At 70.7% G+C, this 18,266-nt stretch carries 11 protein-coding genes, 1 tRNA gene and 1 pseudogene; 1 reads left to right on the plus strand and 12 read right to left on the minus strand.

The features are described 5' to 3' along the window. Window positions 1–36: 36 nt before the first annotated feature. The 3 genes and pseudogenes from GA0115234_RS10190 to GA0115234_RS10200 form a co-directional block, all read right to left on the minus strand. Window positions 37–1,818 (minus strand): DEAD/DEAH box helicase, encoded by a 1,782-nt coding sequence (locus GA0115234_RS10190; protein WP_093540580.1) that lies wholly within the window; start codon window positions 1,816–1,818, stop codon window positions 37–39. Between the two features lie 150 nt (window positions 1,819–1,968). Next, window positions 1,969–2,354, minus strand: a pseudogene (locus GA0115234_RS10195) (type II toxin-antitoxin system death-on-curing family toxin). A 96-nt stretch (window positions 2,355–2,450) separates the two neighbouring features. After that, entirely contained in the window at window positions 2,451–3,914 is a 1,464-nt protein-coding gene (locus GA0115234_RS10200) for an MFS transporter (RefSeq protein WP_093540581.1), read from the minus strand. Window positions 3,915–4,100: 186 nt separating this feature from the next. Here GA0115234_RS10200 and GA0115234_RS10205 point away from each other — a divergent pair. Next, a tRNA-Cys gene (locus tag GA0115234_RS10205) sits at window positions 4,101–4,172 on the plus strand. A 77-nt stretch (window positions 4,173–4,249) separates the two neighbouring features. On the opposite strand, the gene GA0115234_RS10210 is transcribed toward GA0115234_RS10205, so the two are convergent. The 9 genes from GA0115234_RS10210 to GA0115234_RS10255 all read right to left on the minus strand — a co-directional run bounded on the left by GA0115234_RS10210 (window position 4,250) and on the right by GA0115234_RS10255 (window position 18,265). Further along, window positions 4,250–4,867: an AAA family ATPase gene (locus GA0115234_RS10210; protein WP_093540654.1), complete on the minus strand. Its 618-nt coding sequence runs from the start codon at window positions 4,865–4,867 to the stop codon at window positions 4,250–4,252. 327 nt (window positions 4,868–5,194) lie between these two features. Then, window positions 5,195–6,595: a type VII secretion-associated serine protease mycosin gene (mycP, locus tag GA0115234_RS10215; protein ID WP_093540582.1), complete on the minus strand. Its 1,401-nt coding sequence runs from the start codon at window positions 6,593–6,595 to the stop codon at window positions 5,195–5,197. A gap of 1,516 nt (window positions 6,596–8,111) precedes the next feature. Next, the gene (locus GA0115234_RS10225) at window positions 8,112–8,594 is read right to left on the minus strand and encodes a hypothetical protein (RefSeq protein WP_093540584.1); all 483 of its coding nucleotides are present in this window, start codon (window positions 8,592–8,594) and stop codon (window positions 8,112–8,114) included. Window positions 8,595–8,754: 160 nt separating this feature from the next. Continuing rightward, on the minus strand, window positions 8,755–11,091 hold the full coding sequence (locus GA0115234_RS10230; RefSeq protein ID WP_093540585.1) for a xanthine dehydrogenase family protein molybdopterin-binding subunit: 2,337 nt from the start codon (window positions 11,089–11,091) through the stop codon (window positions 8,755–8,757). Then, window positions 11,088–13,466, minus strand: coding sequence for a 2Fe-2S iron-sulfur cluster-binding protein (locus GA0115234_RS43340; RefSeq protein WP_256088699.1), 2,379 nt, complete (start codon window positions 13,464–13,466; stop codon window positions 11,088–11,090). The genes GA0115234_RS10230 and GA0115234_RS43340 overlap by 4 nt, the downstream gene beginning before the upstream one ends. Further along, window positions 13,463–14,359: an FAD binding domain-containing protein gene (locus tag GA0115234_RS10240; RefSeq protein ID WP_093540586.1), complete on the minus strand. Its 897-nt coding sequence runs from the start codon at window positions 14,357–14,359 to the stop codon at window positions 13,463–13,465. The genes GA0115234_RS43340 and GA0115234_RS10240 overlap by 4 nt, the downstream gene beginning before the upstream one ends. Before the next feature lie 402 nt (window positions 14,360–14,761). Then, a complete protein-coding gene (locus GA0115234_RS10245; RefSeq protein WP_176729130.1) occupies window positions 14,762–16,444 on the minus strand; it encodes a beta-N-acetylhexosaminidase in 1,683 nt (560 codons plus the stop codon). Window positions 16,445–16,448: 4 nt separating this feature from the next. Next, window positions 16,449–17,297: a carbohydrate ABC transporter permease gene (locus tag GA0115234_RS10250; RefSeq protein WP_093540587.1), complete on the minus strand. Its 849-nt coding sequence runs from the start codon at window positions 17,295–17,297 to the stop codon at window positions 16,449–16,451. Continuing rightward, a complete protein-coding gene (locus GA0115234_RS10255) occupies window positions 17,294–18,265 on the minus strand; it encodes a carbohydrate ABC transporter permease (RefSeq protein ID WP_093540588.1) in 972 nt (323 codons plus the stop codon). Before GA0115234_RS10255 ends, GA0115234_RS10250 begins: the two co-directional genes overlap by 4 nt. Window position 18,266 lies beyond the last annotated feature (1 nt).

Here is an 18,266-nt window from a genome sequence, read left to right on the forward strand (position 1 = left end):
CCCCGGGCCGGCACCCGCACTGGCACACCCGACGGCTCAGGTCATCCGGGTGGCCCACTCCTGGACCTTCTTGATCCGCTGCTGGATCTGCCCGGCCGTGGCCTCCGCGCTCGGCGGCCCGCCGCACACCCGCCGCAGCTCGGTGTGGATCACCCCGTGCGGCTTGCCGCTCTGGTGCGTGTACGCCGACACCATCGTGTTGAGCTGCTTGCGCAGCCCGAGCAGCTGCTTGTGCGTGACCACCGGTCGCGCCTCTGCCGGCTTCTCCAGCAGGTCGGCCTCCTCGGCCGGCCGCTGGCGGCTGTGCGCGATCTGCCGGGACTGCCGCTTCTGGAGGAGCAGCTGCACCTGGTCGGGCTCCAGCAGCCCCGGAATCCCCAGGTAGTCCTGCTCCTCCTCGCTGCCGGGGTGCGCCTGCATGCCGAATTCGGCACCGTCGTACAGCACCCGGTCGAAGACCGCGTCGGATTCGAGGGCCTCGAAGGGCAGCTGCTCCTCGGTCTCCTCGTCCTCCAGCTTCTCGGCGTCGGCCAGGAGCTTGTCCTCCTCCGCGAACGGGTTCTCCTCGTCGCTGCCCTTCTTGGGCTTGTCGAGGACGTGGTCCCGTTCGACCTCCATCTCGTTGGCGAAGTCGAGCAGCATCGGAATGGTCGGTACGAAGACCGAAGCGGTCTCGCCACGCCTGCGCGAGCGCACGAAACGCCCGACGGCCTGGGCGAAGAACAGCGGCGTGGAGATGGTGGTGGCGTACACGCCCACGGCGAGGCGGGGCACGTCGACGCCCTCCGACACCATGCGGACCGCGACCATCCAGCGGGACTCGTCCGCGCTGAACTGGTCGATCTTCTTCGAGGCGGCCTTCTCGTCGGAGAGGACCACGGTGGCCTTCTCGCCGGTCACCCGCTTGAGGATCTTGGCGTACTCGCGCGCCGATTCCTGGTCGGTGGCGATGACCAGCCCGCCCGCGTCCGGGATGCCCTTGCGTACCTCGGTCAGCCGCTTGTCGGCGGCGCTCAGCACATTGGGGATCCACTCGCCGGTGGGCGACAGGGCGGTGCGCCAGGCCTGCCCGATGGCGTCCTTGGTCATCGGCTCGCCGAGCCGGGCGGCGATCTCGTCACCGGCCTTGGTGCGCCAGCGCATGTTGCCGCTGTAGCTGAGGAAGATCACGGGCCGGACGACGCCGTCGGCCAGCGCGTTGCCGTAGCCGTAGGTGTAGTCGGCCGAGGACCGCCGGATTCCGTCGTTGCCCTCCTCGTACACGACGAAGGGGATCGGGTTGGTGTCCGACCGGAACGGCGTACCGGTGAGCGCGAGCCGCCGGGTGGCCGGATCGAAGGCCTCCTGGCACGCCTCGCCCCAGGACTTCGAGTCACCGGCGTGGTGGATCTCGTCGAGGATGACGAGCGTCTTGCGCTGCTCGCAGCGGTTGCGGTGCAGCATCGGCCGGACGCCGACGCCCGCGTAGGTGACCGCGACGCCGTCGTACTCCTTGCTCAGCGGACCCGCGCTGTAATCGGGGTCGAGCTTGATCCCTATCCGGGCCGCTGCCTCGGCCCACTGCTTCTTCAGGTGCTCGGTCGGCGCGACGACGGTGATCTGCTGCACGACGTGGTGGTGCAGCAGCCATGACGCGAGGGTCAGCGCGAAGGTGGTCTTCCCCGCGCCGGGGGTGGCGACCGCGAGGAAGTCGCGCGGCTGCTCCTGGATGTACTTCTCCATGGCGCCCTGCTGCCAGGCTCGCAGCTTGCCGGCCGTGCCCCAGGGGGCGCGGCCGGGGAAGGCGGGTGAGAGGTGGTGGGAGGCGGTAGTAGTCACGGTCTCCGGTTCGGGTCTCTCGGGTACGTGGGGTGCTGTCCGCACGGCCGGGACGGACCCGCACGCGATACGACAACCGGGCCACCTTACCGGGGGGCGGCGCGTGGACCGCCTCGAACTACGCCGCCCCGCACCGAATTGCGACGGCTGTCACACGCCTTCGACGACCAGTTCGCGCAGCCCCTGGGAGATGGTCCTCACCTCGTCCATTTCACCGGTGGCCACCGCGATGACCAGGCGTTCCGCAGCACCGATGTCCGGACGAAGATCCACCCCGTTCATCGCCGGAAAGGTCACGCACGACAGCCAGGCGGTGCGCTCGTTGCCGTCGAAGAGCGGGTGATTGATCGCCAAGGACTGCAGGAGCGCGGCAGCCTTGCCGATCACGTCCGGGTACGCCTCCTCGCCGAACACGGCCGCGGAGGGGCGGTGCGCCGCCGATGCCAGGAGACCGACATCGCGCACGACGACGTGCGTGTCCGAGCGGGCATGCTCGGCGAGGAGGCGTACCCGGACGTCAGGTAGACACAGCTCATTCGAGCCGCTGGAGGGCTTCGGTCTGGTCGTCACGAAGACGCAGGTTCATGGCCCTACCAAAACAGCACCACTCGGTGGGGCCACACTGGTACCACCTACCGGGTGCGCACCCGGGCCGCCACCCACGCCCCCACCAGCGCCACCCCCGCCATCGGCAGGAAGACCACCGCGAACGCCCCCGGATGGGACCCGGTGGCCGCCGTCTTTGCCGCCTCGTGCACGGCGCCCACCGTGCCGCCGCCGAGCGCCGCGAAGGCCGCTCCGCCCGCGGCGAGCAGCAGCACGTTGGACAGCCCGTCGGAGATCTGGAGCGCGGCCGAGTTCGCCCCCGCCTCCTCCGGCGCCGACAGCTTCAGCAGCAGCACGCTCGTCGACGCGATCACCATGCCCATGCCGAAGCACCCGAAGGCCCAGGCCACGGCCACGGTCCAGACCGGCACCGAGTCGATCAGCACGGAGGGCGCGGCCGCGATCGCCGCGGCCACCAGCACCATGCCGCCCACCATCAGGCGCTCCCGGTACGGCTCCAGGCGCGGCCGGGACTGTACGTACGAACCGAGCGCCCAGGTCCCGCCGCCGGCCGCGAGCGAGAACCCGGCCATCGTCGGGCTGAGTCCACGCTGGGTCACCAGCATCAGCGGTACGAACGACTCGGCGGCTATGAACGACCCGGCCGCCACGCCACGCAGCAGCACCACCGAGGGCAGCCCGCGCGCTGCGCGAGCCGTCCCCGGGGGCAGCAGACCGCGCACGGCCGGGACGAGCAGCCCGAAGCCGACGGCCGCCGGGAGCAGAGCGAGCCAGTTCAGCTCCTGCCCGGCGTACTGGAGCAGCGCCGCGCCCAGCGAGATCCCCAGGGCGAGCCGGATGCGCCGCCGGTCGTACGGTTCCACGGGCGCCTCGGGGTCGGCCGGGCCGGACGCCCGCCGTCGGATCTGGGGCAGCGCGAGCGCCAGCGGGAACACCACGAGGACGGGGATGCCGATGAAGACCCAGCGCCACCCCAGGTGCTCGGTCACGCTCCCGGCGGCGAGCGGCCCGACGACCGAGGGGATCACCCAGCTCGCGGCGAAGGCGGCCAGGATCGACGGCTGCAGCCGCTTCGGATAGGCCCGGCTGATCACCACGTACAAGGCCACGATCACCAGCCCGCCGCCGAGCCCCTGGACGGCCCGGCCCGCGACGAAGATCCACATGGTCCCGGCGGTCCCGCAGAGCAGCAGCCCCGCCGCGAACGCGCTGATCCCGGCGGCGAGCGGCCCCAGCGGGCCGCGCCGGTCCGCCCACTGCCCGGAGAGCACCATGGCGAAGAGGCTGGTCGTGAAGTACGCGGAGAACGCGAACGCGTATAGCGGAATGCCGTGCAGTTCACGCGCGGCGACCGGCATCGCGGTCCCCACGGCGGTCGCCTCGAAGGCGATCAGGAACACGACGGAGACGATGCCGACACTGAGCGCCCGGTAGGTCCGCCCGAGCACCCCTCCGGATTCGGCGGCGACAGGAGCCTCCGCGGCAAGCGGCGGGGCATCGACGTCGTCACGCGGTTCCAGGGCACTCATGAGCTCAAGAGTAAGGGGCAAGATCTCATTTGAACCCTGTCGCGAGACGGGTCCCCCGGTCCTCCGTTGGTCGTAGGACCACGACGCCGATCGTGAACGCGGTATGGCAGTCGCATTGCACCCCACCCCGCGCCCTTGAGCGACGATGCCCCCGGCCCTACGGTCGAACCACGACGAGGAGCACACGGCCGTGTGCCCGAGTGGTTCAGGGGCTCGACTGCAACTCGAGTTACACCGGTTCGAATCCGGTCACGGCCTCCGAGCAATGGAAATGGCTGCCCCACAACAAAGGGGCAGCCATTTCCGCACGCCCGCCCCTCCCTCGATCCTTCTTCTCACCCGGTCCCTCGGCCCGGCGCCGCCCCAGGATCCACCCGCGCCCGGTCGAGCCCCGCGAGCACCGCGTCCACGGACTCCTCCACGGTCTGCCCCGACGTATCCAGCCAGAGCCCGATCCGCGGCGTCTCCTCCCGCAGCACCCGGTCCAGCGACTCCACGGTCCACCCAGCCCCGTAACCGCTCTTGCCCCGCCCGGCCTCCCGCTCGGCAACGGCCCGCGGCCCGGGAGCAAGCACGACGACGTACAGCGGCCGCGTCCGTACGAGCTCGACGTACCGGCGCAGTTCCTCCCCCAGCACCACGTCCTGGACGACAGCGGTCCAGCCCTCACCCGCGTACGCGTCGGCGGTCATCGCGGACAACCGGTACCGGAGCCGGAGCTGAGCCGCGGCCTCCTCGTACGCCCCCGGCACCATCTCGGCCCGCCCGGACACCACCATCCTCCGGAAGACGTCCCCCCGCACATGAGCCGCCCTCGGCAACCGCTCGGCAAGGGCCTGGGCCACGGTGGACTTCCCGGAGGCCATCACCCCGGTGATGAGAACGACGGCGGGGCCTGGCCCGCCGCGGGCCGCAGCCCGATCCCTCTCTCCTTCTCCGCCCACAGCCACCATCACGTCCTCGCCCGCCCTTCTCTCCCGGGACACAGCGCGGCGTTCGCCGGGGTCCCCGTTGGACAAGTCATCACAGAGTTCTCGGCACCACCAAGTCCCGCACTGACCGAAGCGTTTCCGATGCCGCCGACATCCAAGGGGGACGGTGAAATCCATCAGCGTTCCCGAGTCGGATCCCCGGCATGTCCTGTCTCGGTGTCACAGCATTCCGCCGTGCGGCCGCCGCGTCACGAAGCGCCCCCAGTTCCGGCATTCGCCTCAAGAACGCGGGACCGAGCACGGGGAAATGAAGGGCACGACTACGAGATGTCCGCGGACAGGGATCGCTTACCTGAGAGGGCCCTCGCAGGATGATTGGCTACCAGGAGGAGCAGCAGGAGGCGGGCCGAAGGGCGTGGGTGTGGTTTGGTGTTGAGGCTGTGGTTGCTGGTACGGGTTGGGGTACGGGGGCTGGTGCGGGTACGCGGGCGGGGCTGATGCGGCGCTGGACTTACGGCGGCGGGAGCGGAGGACCACGCCTGACGTGGCTGCGCCGATGAGCGCGAGGGCGCCGATACCCAGACCGATCCAGAGGCCCGTGTTGTTGCTGTCGCCGGAGGCGGAGGCGGGGGCTGCTGCGGCCGACTTGTCGGAATTCTCTGAACCCCCGGTCGCCTTGGAAGACTTGGGGGAAGCACTGGGGCTCTTACGCTCGGCCGCAGCGAGGTCGGGGAGCGGGTACACATCGGGCGGGCCGGGGTCGCCCGGGGTCTTGAGGGCGATACGGGGGCGGACCGCGCCGTATCCGACGTAGTCGTCACGCTTTGCGCCGCTCTTCGGCTTGCCGACTGTATTCAGCATGACGCGGAGGACCTGGTTGTTGGTCCAGTCGGGGTGCTTCGACCAGATGAGGGCGGCGGAGGCGGAGGCGATGGCGGTGGCGTCGCTGGTCCCGCTCGTCTTGCACAGCTGAGTTCCGCCCTTGCAGGGATGGACCATGTCGATTCCCGGTGCCGTGAAATCGATCTGCGGCCCGTACTGGGACTCGTCGGTTTTCTTCGCGTCGTGACCGATAGCGCCGACTGTGACTACTCCTGGTGTTCCACTCGGGTATTCGACCATGTTGGAGCCCTCACCACTGTTACCGGCAGCTGCGAAGACCAAAGAGCCATGGTCGAGCGCGTACCTCACTGAATCCGTAAGAGCCTGCGATCCTGCATACGTCCCCAGGGAAATGTTGATGACCTTTGCGCCACGGTCGACCGCGTAGCGGATCGCAACAGGAGCAACCTTGTTGAACTCCTCATTCTCGACCGCTTGATTTGCCCCGACTCCGGACTCAGGCATGCGGACCGGAAGAATCTTGACTCCCGGCGCAAGCCCGAACGCACCGTTCCCTCCATTGCTTCGGCCTGTTCCTGCGATCAGTCCAGCCATGCTCGTGCCGTGGCCGTCGTAATCGGTGTGCTCGTCACCTTTGACGTCCGGCTCCAGGTTCTTTCCCTTGAGGACCTGCCCCACCAGGTCCGGATTCGCCTGGTCCACACCACTGTCGATCACAGCGACGACAACGCCCTTGCCCGTACTCGTCCTCCACATCTCGTCTGCCTTCATGACATCGAGATGCCACTGCATGGAACGCGTGGAGTCAGCAAACGCGGGCACAGCAGAACCGCCTACCAGGAGTAGGCCCAGCGCAGCCGCCACCACGGATCGCCGTCGTGTCAGTCCTTCACTCCTGATGTGCATGCAAGTCCTTCGTGAGTTCACTGCTGATCAGTCGATGACCGGCGGGACTACGCGTCGGTCACCTTGCTGCCAGGTCTCATCGTCTTCGACCAGATAGTCCGGCCGCTCGCCGTTCTTGTCCCGCCCCGTCGTGCGCGCCCCGGAGCCTCTACGCACCGAGCCTTCCGAGGCTCCGCCCCTCACCAGACCGGACCCTCCAGCGGTGAATGGGCGCGTGGCCCCTTGCCCCTGCTGTTGGCGGCCGCCCACCACGCCGCCCGCTTCCCCGGCCGGCCGACGGGCGCTGCCGCCTGTGATCGGAGAGACTCTGGGACCGATACCGCCGCCCATGCCTGGGGCGCGTCCCATAGGCGCCGTGCCATGTGGGTTCTCGTTGCCGATGACCGCTCCACGGGGAATACCCACGGCAGAGCGCCCTGATTCTGGGGGTACCACGCGGCCGCCAGTGATCCCGTTCGGCCCGGGGGCACGACCTACCAGCCCTGGACCAGGCGGAGTCACTCCAGGGGCAGACGCTGGTGGACGTGGCAGCCCTGTCGGTCTTCCTCGCCCGCTCGTACTGCGGGGTGCGGAGGGGCTGATAGGGAGAACAGGCGGAATCATGCCCGGCTTCAGCGAGGGGGCGCTGTCAGGCCTTGGCCCGGTTGGCGGCGCCGCTGGGTTCACAGCCGATGTGGGCTGAGTGTCCGGCAGCACGCCCACCCCGTCGATGCCCATACCCACCGGCCCGGACGTAGGGGGCGAGACAGAGTGCGAAGGGAGACCTGCCACCCCAGCCGAAGAGGCCGTCACGAGCGCTGCTTCTGGGCCCTGCCCCTCCGTGCTCGCGTATCCCGCAGGTGATCCGTGTCCGGCTCCAGTCCCGAGATGCTGTCCCTGCGTTCCGCCACGCCCACCTACAACAGGTGGCGCGATCACCCCCGGCACAGCCGGAAACACCGGCTTCTCCAGAGACAGCATCTGCGACGACGAGAAGGTGTACGTCTGCGACAGCCTCCGCATCTGCGCGGCCGCCTCGTCGCGGTTCCTCTTCCCGGACTCGATCAGCGTCTCCGCGGACTTCCTCGCCACGTCCGAAGCATCCGGATCGTTCCGTGCCGCGAGAGCCGTCTCCAGGTTTACCCGGGCGCCGGCCTCCGTCCGTGGAATGGATGCCTGTGCCGACGCAACCGCGTTCGATGCCTCGCCGAGCCACTTGGAGACGCCCTCGCTGTAGTCACCGAGGCGCAGCGTCGCATTGGCCAGATCCGCACTCCATGTACGGAACGCGTCGGCTCCTTGGCCCTTCCACTCCACCCACTGCGGGCGGACCTTCAAGTCCTCGGCGATCTTGCGGATCTCGGAAGCCGCCTTCCCAAGACGATCCGACGCGGCCTGCATCTCGCCGCTGTTGGCGTGGTCCAGCCACTCCAGCATCTGCTCGTGCGTCTTTTTGTCGAAATCCGTACCCATGGCGTCGTCCCTCTCCCCGTCCTCATGATCCGCCCACAGAACAACATCAGCGTCAGTGCCCGTGTCAGAAGGCGGTGCCGTTGGACGTGTGGCGCTGCTCGGCCTTGTGATGGGCCCTCATGCTGTCCTGGATCGCGACCATGCGGCCGCGGACCTCCAAGTCGACGTTCTCGTAGCCCTTATGAGCCCCGAGCACGGCGATGCTCATGCCCTCGATGGAGTCGGAGAGCAGTTGGGACAGTTCCTCCAGCTCCTTGATGACCTTGGAGTACGAGCCGTGCAGAGCGTCCGCTTCCGACCATTCGCCCTTGCCGCCGCCGAACCGTTCGCGACCCATCGTGTCTTCGCCGACCTTCCCCGGGCCCGCCGGAGAGGTCTTGAGGTCGTGGAGGAGGCCGTCGATGCGGTCACGGAACTTCGTGAACGACGAGAGTTCGGTGAACAGCTCGCCCGCGGCGCCCGGGGAGATCGCCCCGGCTGCTCCTACGGCACCGATGACACTCCATGGGTACGTCGGTGATTTCGCCCCCGGCTCGTTCGGTCGCACAGCGCCTCCCCCGTTCGGCGAGAGACGATCAGCGCATCGGCCCTCGGCTTCGGGGTTCACCTTAGTGAGCAGCGGTGACACTGCGCACTTCCGGGTTGCAGGTGCAACCCGGATCACGCCATTCGTGCAGGGATCAGGAGGCGGGGCTCAGGGGCAGGGCTCAGGAGTTGGACGCCGCGACCGCCGCCTGGGGCCTGATGGGGAGGCGGTTGATCGGGCGGCCGGTGGCGGCGCGCACGGCTGCGGCGACCGCGGCCGGGGACGTCACCACCGGGACCGCCGAGGCGGGCTTGGCACCGAAGGGGGCCACCACGTCGCGCTCCTCGATGAGTTTGACGATGCGAATCTCGGGTGCGTCCAGGGCCGTCGGGAGCGCGTAGCCGGTGAGGTCGGGGTGGCGGATCAGGCCACGGGCGCTGCGGAGGTTCTCGGTGAGGGCGGCGCCGATGCCCTGGGTGATGCCGGCCTCGATGCGGGTCGCCAGCTGGGACGGGTTGAGGACCCGGCCGACGTCCTGGGCCACCGCCATCTCCACGACCCGGACGGAACCGATCTCGATGTCGACGTCCACCACCGCGCGGATCGCGCAGAAGGCGAGGCCGACGAAGGCGTCGCCCTGGCCGGATTCATCGAGGGGCTCGGTCGGGTGGGGGCGGCACTGGGCGGTGGCCCAGAGCTCCTTGCCGTCCATCGCCTCCGTGACCGTCGTGGACAGCACACCGTCGTACGAGGTGATCTTGCCGTCGGCGATCTGCAGCAGCTCCGTGGACATGCCGAACTTGTGGGCCAGGGGCTGGAGGAGCTGGGTACGGACCATCCTGGCCGCGCGTTCCACCGCCCCGGCCGACACCCACGTGTGGCGGCCGTGCGTCGCCGGACCGGCCGGTGGCTGGTCGGTGTCGACGGATGCCACATGGACCTCTTCGATGCCCAGGGTCTCCTGGACGACCTGGCGGGCGAGGGTGGAGAAACCCTGACCCGTCTCGACCGCCGCGCAGATGACCGTGGCGATGCCGTCGTGGACCCTGACCGTGGCCGTGGAGACCTCGTCGGCACCCTCCGCACCGAGCATGTGGACCATGCCGAGCGCATAGCCGACCCCTCGGCGCACCGCCCCGGGTTCGCCCGCGCCCTCGGGGCCGCCGGGGAGCAGCCAGTCGTCCTCCGGGGCGTCCTTGGGAAGAACGGGCAGGGGGAAGTCCTGTACGGCGGTGAGCAGTTCGGAGACGGGTGCGGGGCAGGTCACCGTCTGGCCGGTGGGCAGGATGTCGCCGGTGGACAGGGCGTTGCGCAGGCGCAGTTCGGCCGGGTCGATGCCAAGCTTGGCGGCCAGCTTGTCCATCTGGCCCTCGTACGCCGTGCAGACCTGCATGGCGCCCTCGCCGCGCACATGGCCCGAGGGCGGGTTGTTCGTACGGACCGCCCAGCCCTCGATGAACGCGTGCGGGACGACGTACGGGCCGCAGGCGAACGCGACCGCCGCGGCCAGCGACTCGGACGAGGACTCGGCGTACGCGCCCGCGTCGAGCAGGATCTGTGCCTCGACCTTCACCAGCCGCCCGTCGGTGTCCGCGTGGTGGCGGTAGCGCAGCAGTGTCGGGTGGCGGTGGGAGTGGCCGAGGAAGGACTCCTCGCGGGTGGCGGTCAGTTTGACCGGGCAGCCGGTGCGCAGGGCGAGCAGGCCGAGCGGCAGCTGGAAGCCGGGCTCCTCGCGGTCGCCGGTCGCGCCGGGGACACCCGTGACGACGACCTTCACCCGCTCCGGTTCGAGGCCGAAGCAGGCGGCGGCGAGATCGCGGTCGGTGTGCGGGTCGGTGGAGGCGGTGTAGATCTCCACGCCGCCGTCGGGGCGGGGCACGGCGAGCCCGGCCTCGGCGCCGATCGGGGCCGGGTCCTGACGGCCGATGCGGTACAGGCCCTCGACGACGACCTCGCCGGTGATCTCCGGGTCGCCGTAGCGCAGCGGGATGTGGCGGATCAGATTGCCGTCGGGGTGCAGCGGTTCGGCGGCGAACGCCTTCTCCGGGTCGGTGACCGGTTCCAGGACCTCGTACTCGACGGCGATGGCCGCGGCGGCGAGGCGGGCCGTGTCGGGGTGGTCGGCGGCGACCGCGGCGATCGGCTCGCCGTGGTGGCGGACCAGGTCGGACGCGAAGACCGGGCGGTCGACGATCCTGCGGCCGTACGCGCGCTCCCCGGGGATGTCCTCGTGCGTGATGACGGCCCGTACCCCCGCCATCGCGACGGCGGCCGAGGTGTCGATGGACAGGATGCGGGCGTGCGGGTGCGGGGAGCGCAGGACGGCCGCCCAGAGCAGGCCCTCGGCCCAGAGGTCGGCGGCGTACGGGAAGGTGCCCTCGGTCTTGGCGCGCGCGTCGGCGGGCGGCAGCGAGACGCCGAGGCCGAGTACGGGCGCTTCGGCTTCGGGGACCTCGGCCGTCGGGGTGGTGATCCGTGTGCTGGTCGCGTTGGCAGCGGTGGCTGCGTCGTTGCTCACGCCATGCCTCCGTCCTGCGGGTGGGGCTGCTGGACGCTACCGGCGCCGGGGGCCGCCTGGTGCGGGATGCGGGCCTCGTCGGGCTCCGGGGACGTGGAGTCCGACGAGGCGGGATCGAGGGTCGCCTCGCGGCCTGCGATGACCTCGTTGACGGCGTCGAGGACGCCGCGGTAGCCGGAACAGCGGCAGAGGTTTCCGCAGAGCGCCTGGCGCGTCTCCAGTTCGCTGGGGGCGTGGTTGCCCTCCAGCAGGTCGTGGACGGTCATGGCCATACCGGGGATGCAGAAGCCGCACTGGACGGCGCCGCACTTGGCCAGGGCGCGCTGGACGTCGGACGGCTCGCCGTCCACGGCCAGGCCCTCGACCGTACGGACCTCGCTGCCCGCCGCGGTCGCCGCCGGGACCAGGCAGGAGGCGACCAGCCGGCCGTCCACCTGGACGTTGCACGCGCCGCACTCGCCCTGCGAGCAGCCGTCCTTGGCGCCGGCGAGGCCGAGGCGCTCACGGAGCACGTAGAGGAGCGACTCGCCGATCCAGGCGTCGGTGACGGGGCGGTCGGCGCCGTTCACGTGCAGGACGTAGGAGGCGGCGGGGTGCTCGTCGGGGATGCCGAGCGGATCGGATTCGAGCGGACTGGATTCGAGTGGCTCGGAATCGACTGGTCCGGGCTCGGCCGGGCCGGATTCGACCGGTTGGAAGTCGGCCGGTTGGGCGTCGACCCGCCCTGGTTCGGCCTGCTCTGGTTCGGACTGGCCTGCTTCGACCGGCTCGGAGTCGGTCGCTCCGGAGTCGGTCGGCTGGGGTTCCTGAGGCTCTGTGCCGTCGGAGGCGTGCGCTTCCAGCGGTGGGGCGGGAGGCGTGTCGGGGACGGCCGCCGGTACCGGGTCGGCCGAGGGGAGCGACGCGGCCTCGGAGGCGACGTCGTGCGGCTCGTCGGCGGACGGGGTCTGCGCCGGTGCCTGTGCGGCCGGGTACTGCTCGGGCTCGGGCGCGGGCTCCGCCGGGTGTTCGGCGGGAGCGTCGCCCACAGCGGTGTCGGGGGCCGTGCCGGAGGCAGTGTCAGGCGCCGTCTCCGGCGCGAGGTCGGCTCCGGGGGCTGTCACGGGAGCGGTTACGGAAGCAGTTACGGAGCGGTCCTCGACAGGCTCCGCCTCCGGCGTGGCCCCGGGGGTTGGTGCCGGATCGGGGGCCCGCTCGAACTCGGCTCCCGGCGCGTGCTCCGGCTCGATGTCCGCCAGGGGGGCGGGCTCCGCCACGAACTCGGGCTGGGGTCCGGCGTGGAGCCCGGCCTCGGGCTCGGGCTCCGGGGTCGGCTGCTGCGTCGCCCACGGCGCGGGCGCACCGCCCGGCAGCGTGGCCGGCGGGGTGCGGTCCCCGTACCACTGGGCCGCCAGGGCCGAGGCGGCGAACTCGCCGGACTCCTCCGGCAGATCGCCGTCGGCGACCGGAATCGTCCACTGACCGGTGTGGCCACCGTGGCTGGCGGGATCGACGTGGCTGTCGTGGCCACCGTGGCTGGTGTGACTGGCGGGATCGACGTGGCTGGCGTGGCCGGTGTGACCGGTGTGACCGGTGGGGTCGACGTGACTGGCGTGGCCGGCGGGGTCGACGTGGCCGCTCTGACCGGTGTGGTCGCCATGACCGGTCAGATCGACCTGACCCGTGTGGTCAACCTGACCCGTGTGGTCGACCTGGCCCGTGTAATCAACCTGACCTGTGTGGTCGACCTGACCCGTGTGACCGGCGTGGTCGCCGAGACCAGGGTGACGCGCGTAGTCGGCCTCGCCCGCGTAGTCGGTCTGGCCCGTGTGGTGCGTCTGGCCTGTGTAGTCGGTCTGGCCTGTGTAGTCGGTCTGGCCCGTGTGGTCGGTCTGGCCGGTGTGGTCGGTCTGGCCGGTGTGGACGCCGAATTCCGTGGACTCGGTGAAGTTCCACTGGCCCGTGGCCGCCGGTGTCTCCCGGTACCGCTCCCGCGCGTACGGATCGTGCGGGGCCTGCGGGACGCCGGAGGACCGCGGGTACTCGTAGTCGTAGTCGTACGGGCCCTGCTGCTGGTTCGGGTCCGGCCAGTGGACCGCCTCGGGGGGAGGCTGTTCCGCTCCCGCACCGCGGTCCTGCTGGTTCTGTGTCTGCATGACCCAGCTGCCCGTGGCCGACGGGTCGAGCCCGGCCGCGGGTGTCAGCGGCAGGATCATCGGCGGTACGTAGCCCTGGCCGGGCGCGGCCAGCGGGATGTTCGCCAGGTCCTCCGGCGGCAGGTGGACGAAGGCGGTCGCCCCGTCGTCGTACTCGCCGCCCTGCGGCGTCGGCTCCCAGCTCCCGTGCCGCAGGTGCTCCTGCTGCCCGTGCTGTTCGTTGTGGTCCTCGTTGCTCACGACAGTGCCCTCCCCAGCGCGCGTCGGGCCAGCGCGGCGACGGTCCGCCGCAGATGCAGTACGGCGGGGGGCAGCGGTGGCGCCTCTCCCCCGTCGGCGGGCGGTACCTGGTCCGGGATGCAGGCCGCCGCGACGTACTCGCCGAAGGCGGCCAGCGCGTCGGGGGCCAGGCCTCGTTCGCCGTCCCAGTCGATCAGTGAGGCGATCCAGCGCTCGGCCTCCAGCGGCCGCAGCGGCATCGGCGCGATGGCGCCGACCGCGCAGCGCACCCCGCGCCGGGCCGGGTCGAGGACGATCGCGACGGACGCGGTGGCGCGGCCGGGGCCGGTGCGGCCGGTGGCCTTCAGGAAGACCTGGGGGGCGTGCAGCAGCGGTACCCGGACGAAGCCGATGAGTTCGGCGGGTTCGAGCATGTCGCGGCCGGCCAGCAGGTGCGAGACCGGGATCTCGCGGCGGGCGCCGTCCGGCCCCGCGATGACCAGCTCGGCCTCCAGCGCGGCGAGCACCGGCAGGGCGTCGCCGGTCGGGGCCGCGGTGGCGATGTTGCCGCCGAGCGTTCCGGCGTTGCGGATCTGGGGCGGGCCCGCGGCGCGGGCCGACGCGGCCAGGGCGGGGATGAGGGCGGCGAAGTCGGGCCGCCCCATGCGCGCGTGGGTGAGCCCGGCGCCGAGCAGGGCGTGGCCGTCCTGGTAGTGCCAGCCGCGCAGCTCGCTGATCCGGCCGAGGCCGACCAGGCCCGAGGGGCGCAGCAGCCCCTTGTTGACGGCCGACATCAGGTCTGTTCCGCCTGCCACGGGAACGGCGGCGGGCATGGCGCCGAGCGCCGCCACGGCCTCGTCGAGCGAGGCCGGCAGCGTCACGGACTGCGTCGCCTGCGGTGCGTGCGTGGTCAACCCAGCTGCCCCTTCCCGGTGTCCCGGCTGTCCGGCTGTTTCGCCGTACGGTACGTGCTCAAAGCCTGGACGTGGCAACTCTGGCACATCTTCGGATCGGACCGACGCGAGGGTCCGCGAAGGACGCATCCATCCCTGATCAGGGGAATGTTCCCGTTTCGGACCGCTTCGGCGCAGAGTGTGAATTGCAGCGCTTGGAGGTGTCCTGGTGTGATTGTTCTGTTCTGAAGTCGCCTTGCGGCGCCTCGCCGCGGTCCGCTGTTCCGGCCCGTCGGCCCACCACTCCACCGGCCCTGCTTCCCGCTCCGAGCGTTCCGTTTCCGCAGGGCGAGTTCCGGACAAAAAGCGCCGGCCGGCGCGCCCTCTCGGAGCACGCCGGCCGGGAACCGGCCGCAGCCGGGATCACACGTTCGGGGGCGTCCCGTCGATGGGTCGTCCCAGCACCCCCGGGCGCTGCTGCCTGGGCAACGGGCCGGACGGCGGCCGGTAGTCGACGCCCAGGGCGTCAAGTCGGGCGTAGTGCGTGGCCATCCGGCGCTCGAAGTCCGCGAAGTCGCGCTCGGCGGAGGCGGGCAGCGGCGACCAGGCGACCTCCGCGAACGCCGCGAGGCGCGGGAAGACCTGGTAGTCGACGCGGGCCCGGTTCTGCATCACCTCGGTCCAGACATTGGCCTGGGTGCCCAGGATGTGACGGGCCGCCTCCGCGGAGAGGCCCGCCGGTACGGGTTCGAAGCGGTAGACGTCCTCCAGGGTGCGGACGAAGCCGATGGGCATCGGCTCGTCGGGGCCGCCGTGCTGACGGTGGTCCAGGTACACGTGCTGCTCCGGGCACATGACGACGTCGTGGCCCGCCTCGGCGGCGGCGATGCCTCCGCCGTAGCCCCGCCAGGACGACACGGCGGCGCCCGCCGGGAGGCCGCCCTCCAGGATCTCGTCCCAGCCGATCAGCCGGCGTCCGCGCGCGGTGAGCCAGGCGTCGAAGTGCCGGATGATCCAGGACTGCAGCTCGTCCTCGTTGGCCAGGCCGAATTCCTCGATCCGGGCCTGGGCGACCGGCGACTCCTTCCACTGCTCCTTGCGGCACTCGTCGCCGCCGATGTGGATGAACGGCGAGGTGTCGGCGGGGAAGAGGCCGAGCACCTCTTCGAGGACGCCCTCGAAGAAGCGCAGGGTGTTGTCGGTGGGGGCGAGTACGTTCGCGTTGATGCCCCAGGTGTCCCAGACGGACAGGGCGGTGGTGTCGACGACGTCGGCGTTGCCCAGCTCGGGGTAGGCGGCGATGGCGGCCTGCGAGTGGCCCGGGATGTCGATCTCGGGGACGACGCGGATGTGCCGCTCGGCGGCGTACGCGACGATCTCGCGGATGTCGTCCTGCGTGTAGTAGCCGCCGTGCGGGGTCTCGTCCCACAGCTCGGACGCCCGGTGGCCGTGCTTGGTGCGGGACCGCCAGGAGCCGATCTCGGTGAGCCGGGGGTAGCGCTTGATCTCGATGCGCCAGCCCTGGTCGTCGGTGAGGTGGAAGTGGAAGACGTTCAGCTTGTGCGCGGCGAGGAGGTCGAGGTAGCGCAGGACGTCGTCCTTGGCCATGAAGTGCCGTGCCACGTCGAGCATCATGCCGCGCCAGGGGAAGCGGGGGCTGTCCTCGATGTCCGTGAAGGGGATCGCGCGCCGTGCGCCGGGGCGCACGGGGGCGCGGCGGAAGGCCTCGGGGCCCAGGAGCTGACGGAGGGTCTGCGCGCCCCAGAAGACCCCGGCGGGGCTGCCTCCGGTGATCTCGACGCCGGTGCCGGTCCCGGTGCTCAGCCGGTAGCCCTCCGGCTCCAGCGCAGGATCGAGGGCCAGCCGGACGGTGTTCGCGACCGGTTCACCGTCTTCGGCAACCGCCCCCGGGGCGAGCGGCAGGCCGAAGGCGGCGCCGAGCGTGGTGCGCAGCCAGCGTTCGGTGGTCTCGGTGCCGGGAGCGGCGGTGATGGTGGTGGACGGGTCGAAGACGAAGCCGCACCGCCCTTCGCCGCCCGTGCGCACGGGCGCCGGGATGAGGTGCGCGGGCGCCGGGGTCGGGTCCATGTCGTTGTCCGTGGCCATGGCGTCAGTCCTTTACCGCCCCGCCGAGTCCGGAGACCAGGCGGCGCTGTACGAGTACGAAGAAGACCAGCACGGGAATGGTCATCACCGTCGAGGCTGCCATGATCCCTCCCCAGTCGTTCTCATCGGGTTTGAAGAAGACCAGCAACGCCATGGGCAGCGTCGACTGGGAGGTGTCGCTGATGATGAACGACTTCGCGAACAGGAAGTCGTTCCAGGTGGAGATGAACGAGAACACGCTCGTCGCCACCAGGCCGGGGAAGACCAGCGGGAAGAGGATCTGCCACAGGAAGCGGGCGCGGCTCGCGCCGTCGATGTACGCGGCCTCCTCCAGCGCCTCCGGGACCGCCTTGACGAAGCCGCGCAGCATCCAGATCGCGAACGGCAGCGAGAAGGCGAGGTGCGGCAGGATCAGCGAGCCGAGCGTGTTCAGCTGGCCGAAGTCCCGCATCAGGAAGAACAGCGGGATGGTCAGCGCCTCGACCGGCACCATCTGCGCGACCAGGAACATGATCAGCAGGGTGGTGCGGAAGCGGAACTTGAACCGGGTGACGGCCGTCGCCGCCAGGAAGGCGATCAGCGCGGAGACGATGACGACCGTTCCGGCGACGATCAGGCTGTTGAGGAAGTACCGCCCGAAGTCGTTCTGTCCGAAGACCCGGCGGAACGAGTCCAGGGACGGCGACAGCGTCCACGGGCGGGGGTCGGTGGACTGGATCTCCCCGGCCGGTTTGAGGGCGGAGAGCACCATCCAGTACAGCGGGAAGGCGACCGCGGCGGCGATCAGCAGGGCCGCCGCCTCGGCGGCCAGCCGGCCGGGCCGGCGGATGCGCAGCATGCTCCGTGCGCTCACAGTTCCTCCCCCTGGCGCCGCACCAGGCGCAGATAGACGAGCGTGACGGCCAGCAGGATCACCAGCATCACGACGCCGATCGCGGAGCCGAGGCTGTACTGCGAGGACGCGAACGCCTTCTGGTACGCGTACACGTTGAGCACCAGGTTCTGGCCGGCGATGCCGCCGCCGGCCGTCATCACGTAGATCTGGGTGAAGACCTTGAAGTCCCAGATGATCGACTGGATGGTGACGACGACGAGGATCGGCCGCAGCATCGGGGCCATGACCGACCGCCAGATCCGCCACTGCGAGGCGCCGTCCAGCGCGGCCGCCTCCAGCACCTCGGTGGGGATCGCCCGGATGCCCGCGTACACCGTCACCATCACGAACGGGAACGAGCACCACAGGACTTCCAGCAGCACCAGGGCGAAGGCGCTGTATCGCCCGTACGTCCAGGAGAAGTCGCCGAGCCCCAGCACCCGGTTGACCGGGCCGAAGTCGGGGTCGAAGAGGAACATCCAGACGGTCGAGCCGGTGATCGCCGGGGTCGCCCAGGCGCCGAGCGCGGCCAGCATCAGGACGAGCCGGGGCACGGCCCGGATGCGGGTCAGCAGGACGGCGAGGGCGCAGCCGACGAGCAGGGTGGCCAGTACGCAGGCGGCGGCGAAGACCACGGTCGCCAGGAGCACCTGCCAGAACTGGCTGTCCCCGAAGAGCGTCGCGTAGTTCCCGAAGCCCTGGAAGGTGGTCGGTTCACCGCCGCTGACCTGGGCCTGGGTGTACTCCAGGAAGGAGATCAGGCCGAGTTGGTAGATCGGGTAGACGAGCAGCCCGCCCAGGAGGACGAGTGCGGGCAGGAGGTAGAGCCAGGGGGTCCAGCCGGAGCGGCGCGCGGAGGGGGCCGGGCGACGCCGGAGCGGGCGGGTGGAGGTGCCGCCCGCTCCGGACGTGCCGGGCGCCTTGTACGCCGTACTGTTCGCGGTCATG

This window comes from Streptomyces sp. DvalAA-43 (assembly GCF_900091725.1).
Classification (GTDB): Bacteria; Actinomycetota; Actinomycetes; order Streptomycetales; family Streptomycetaceae; genus Streptomyces; species Streptomyces pulveraceus.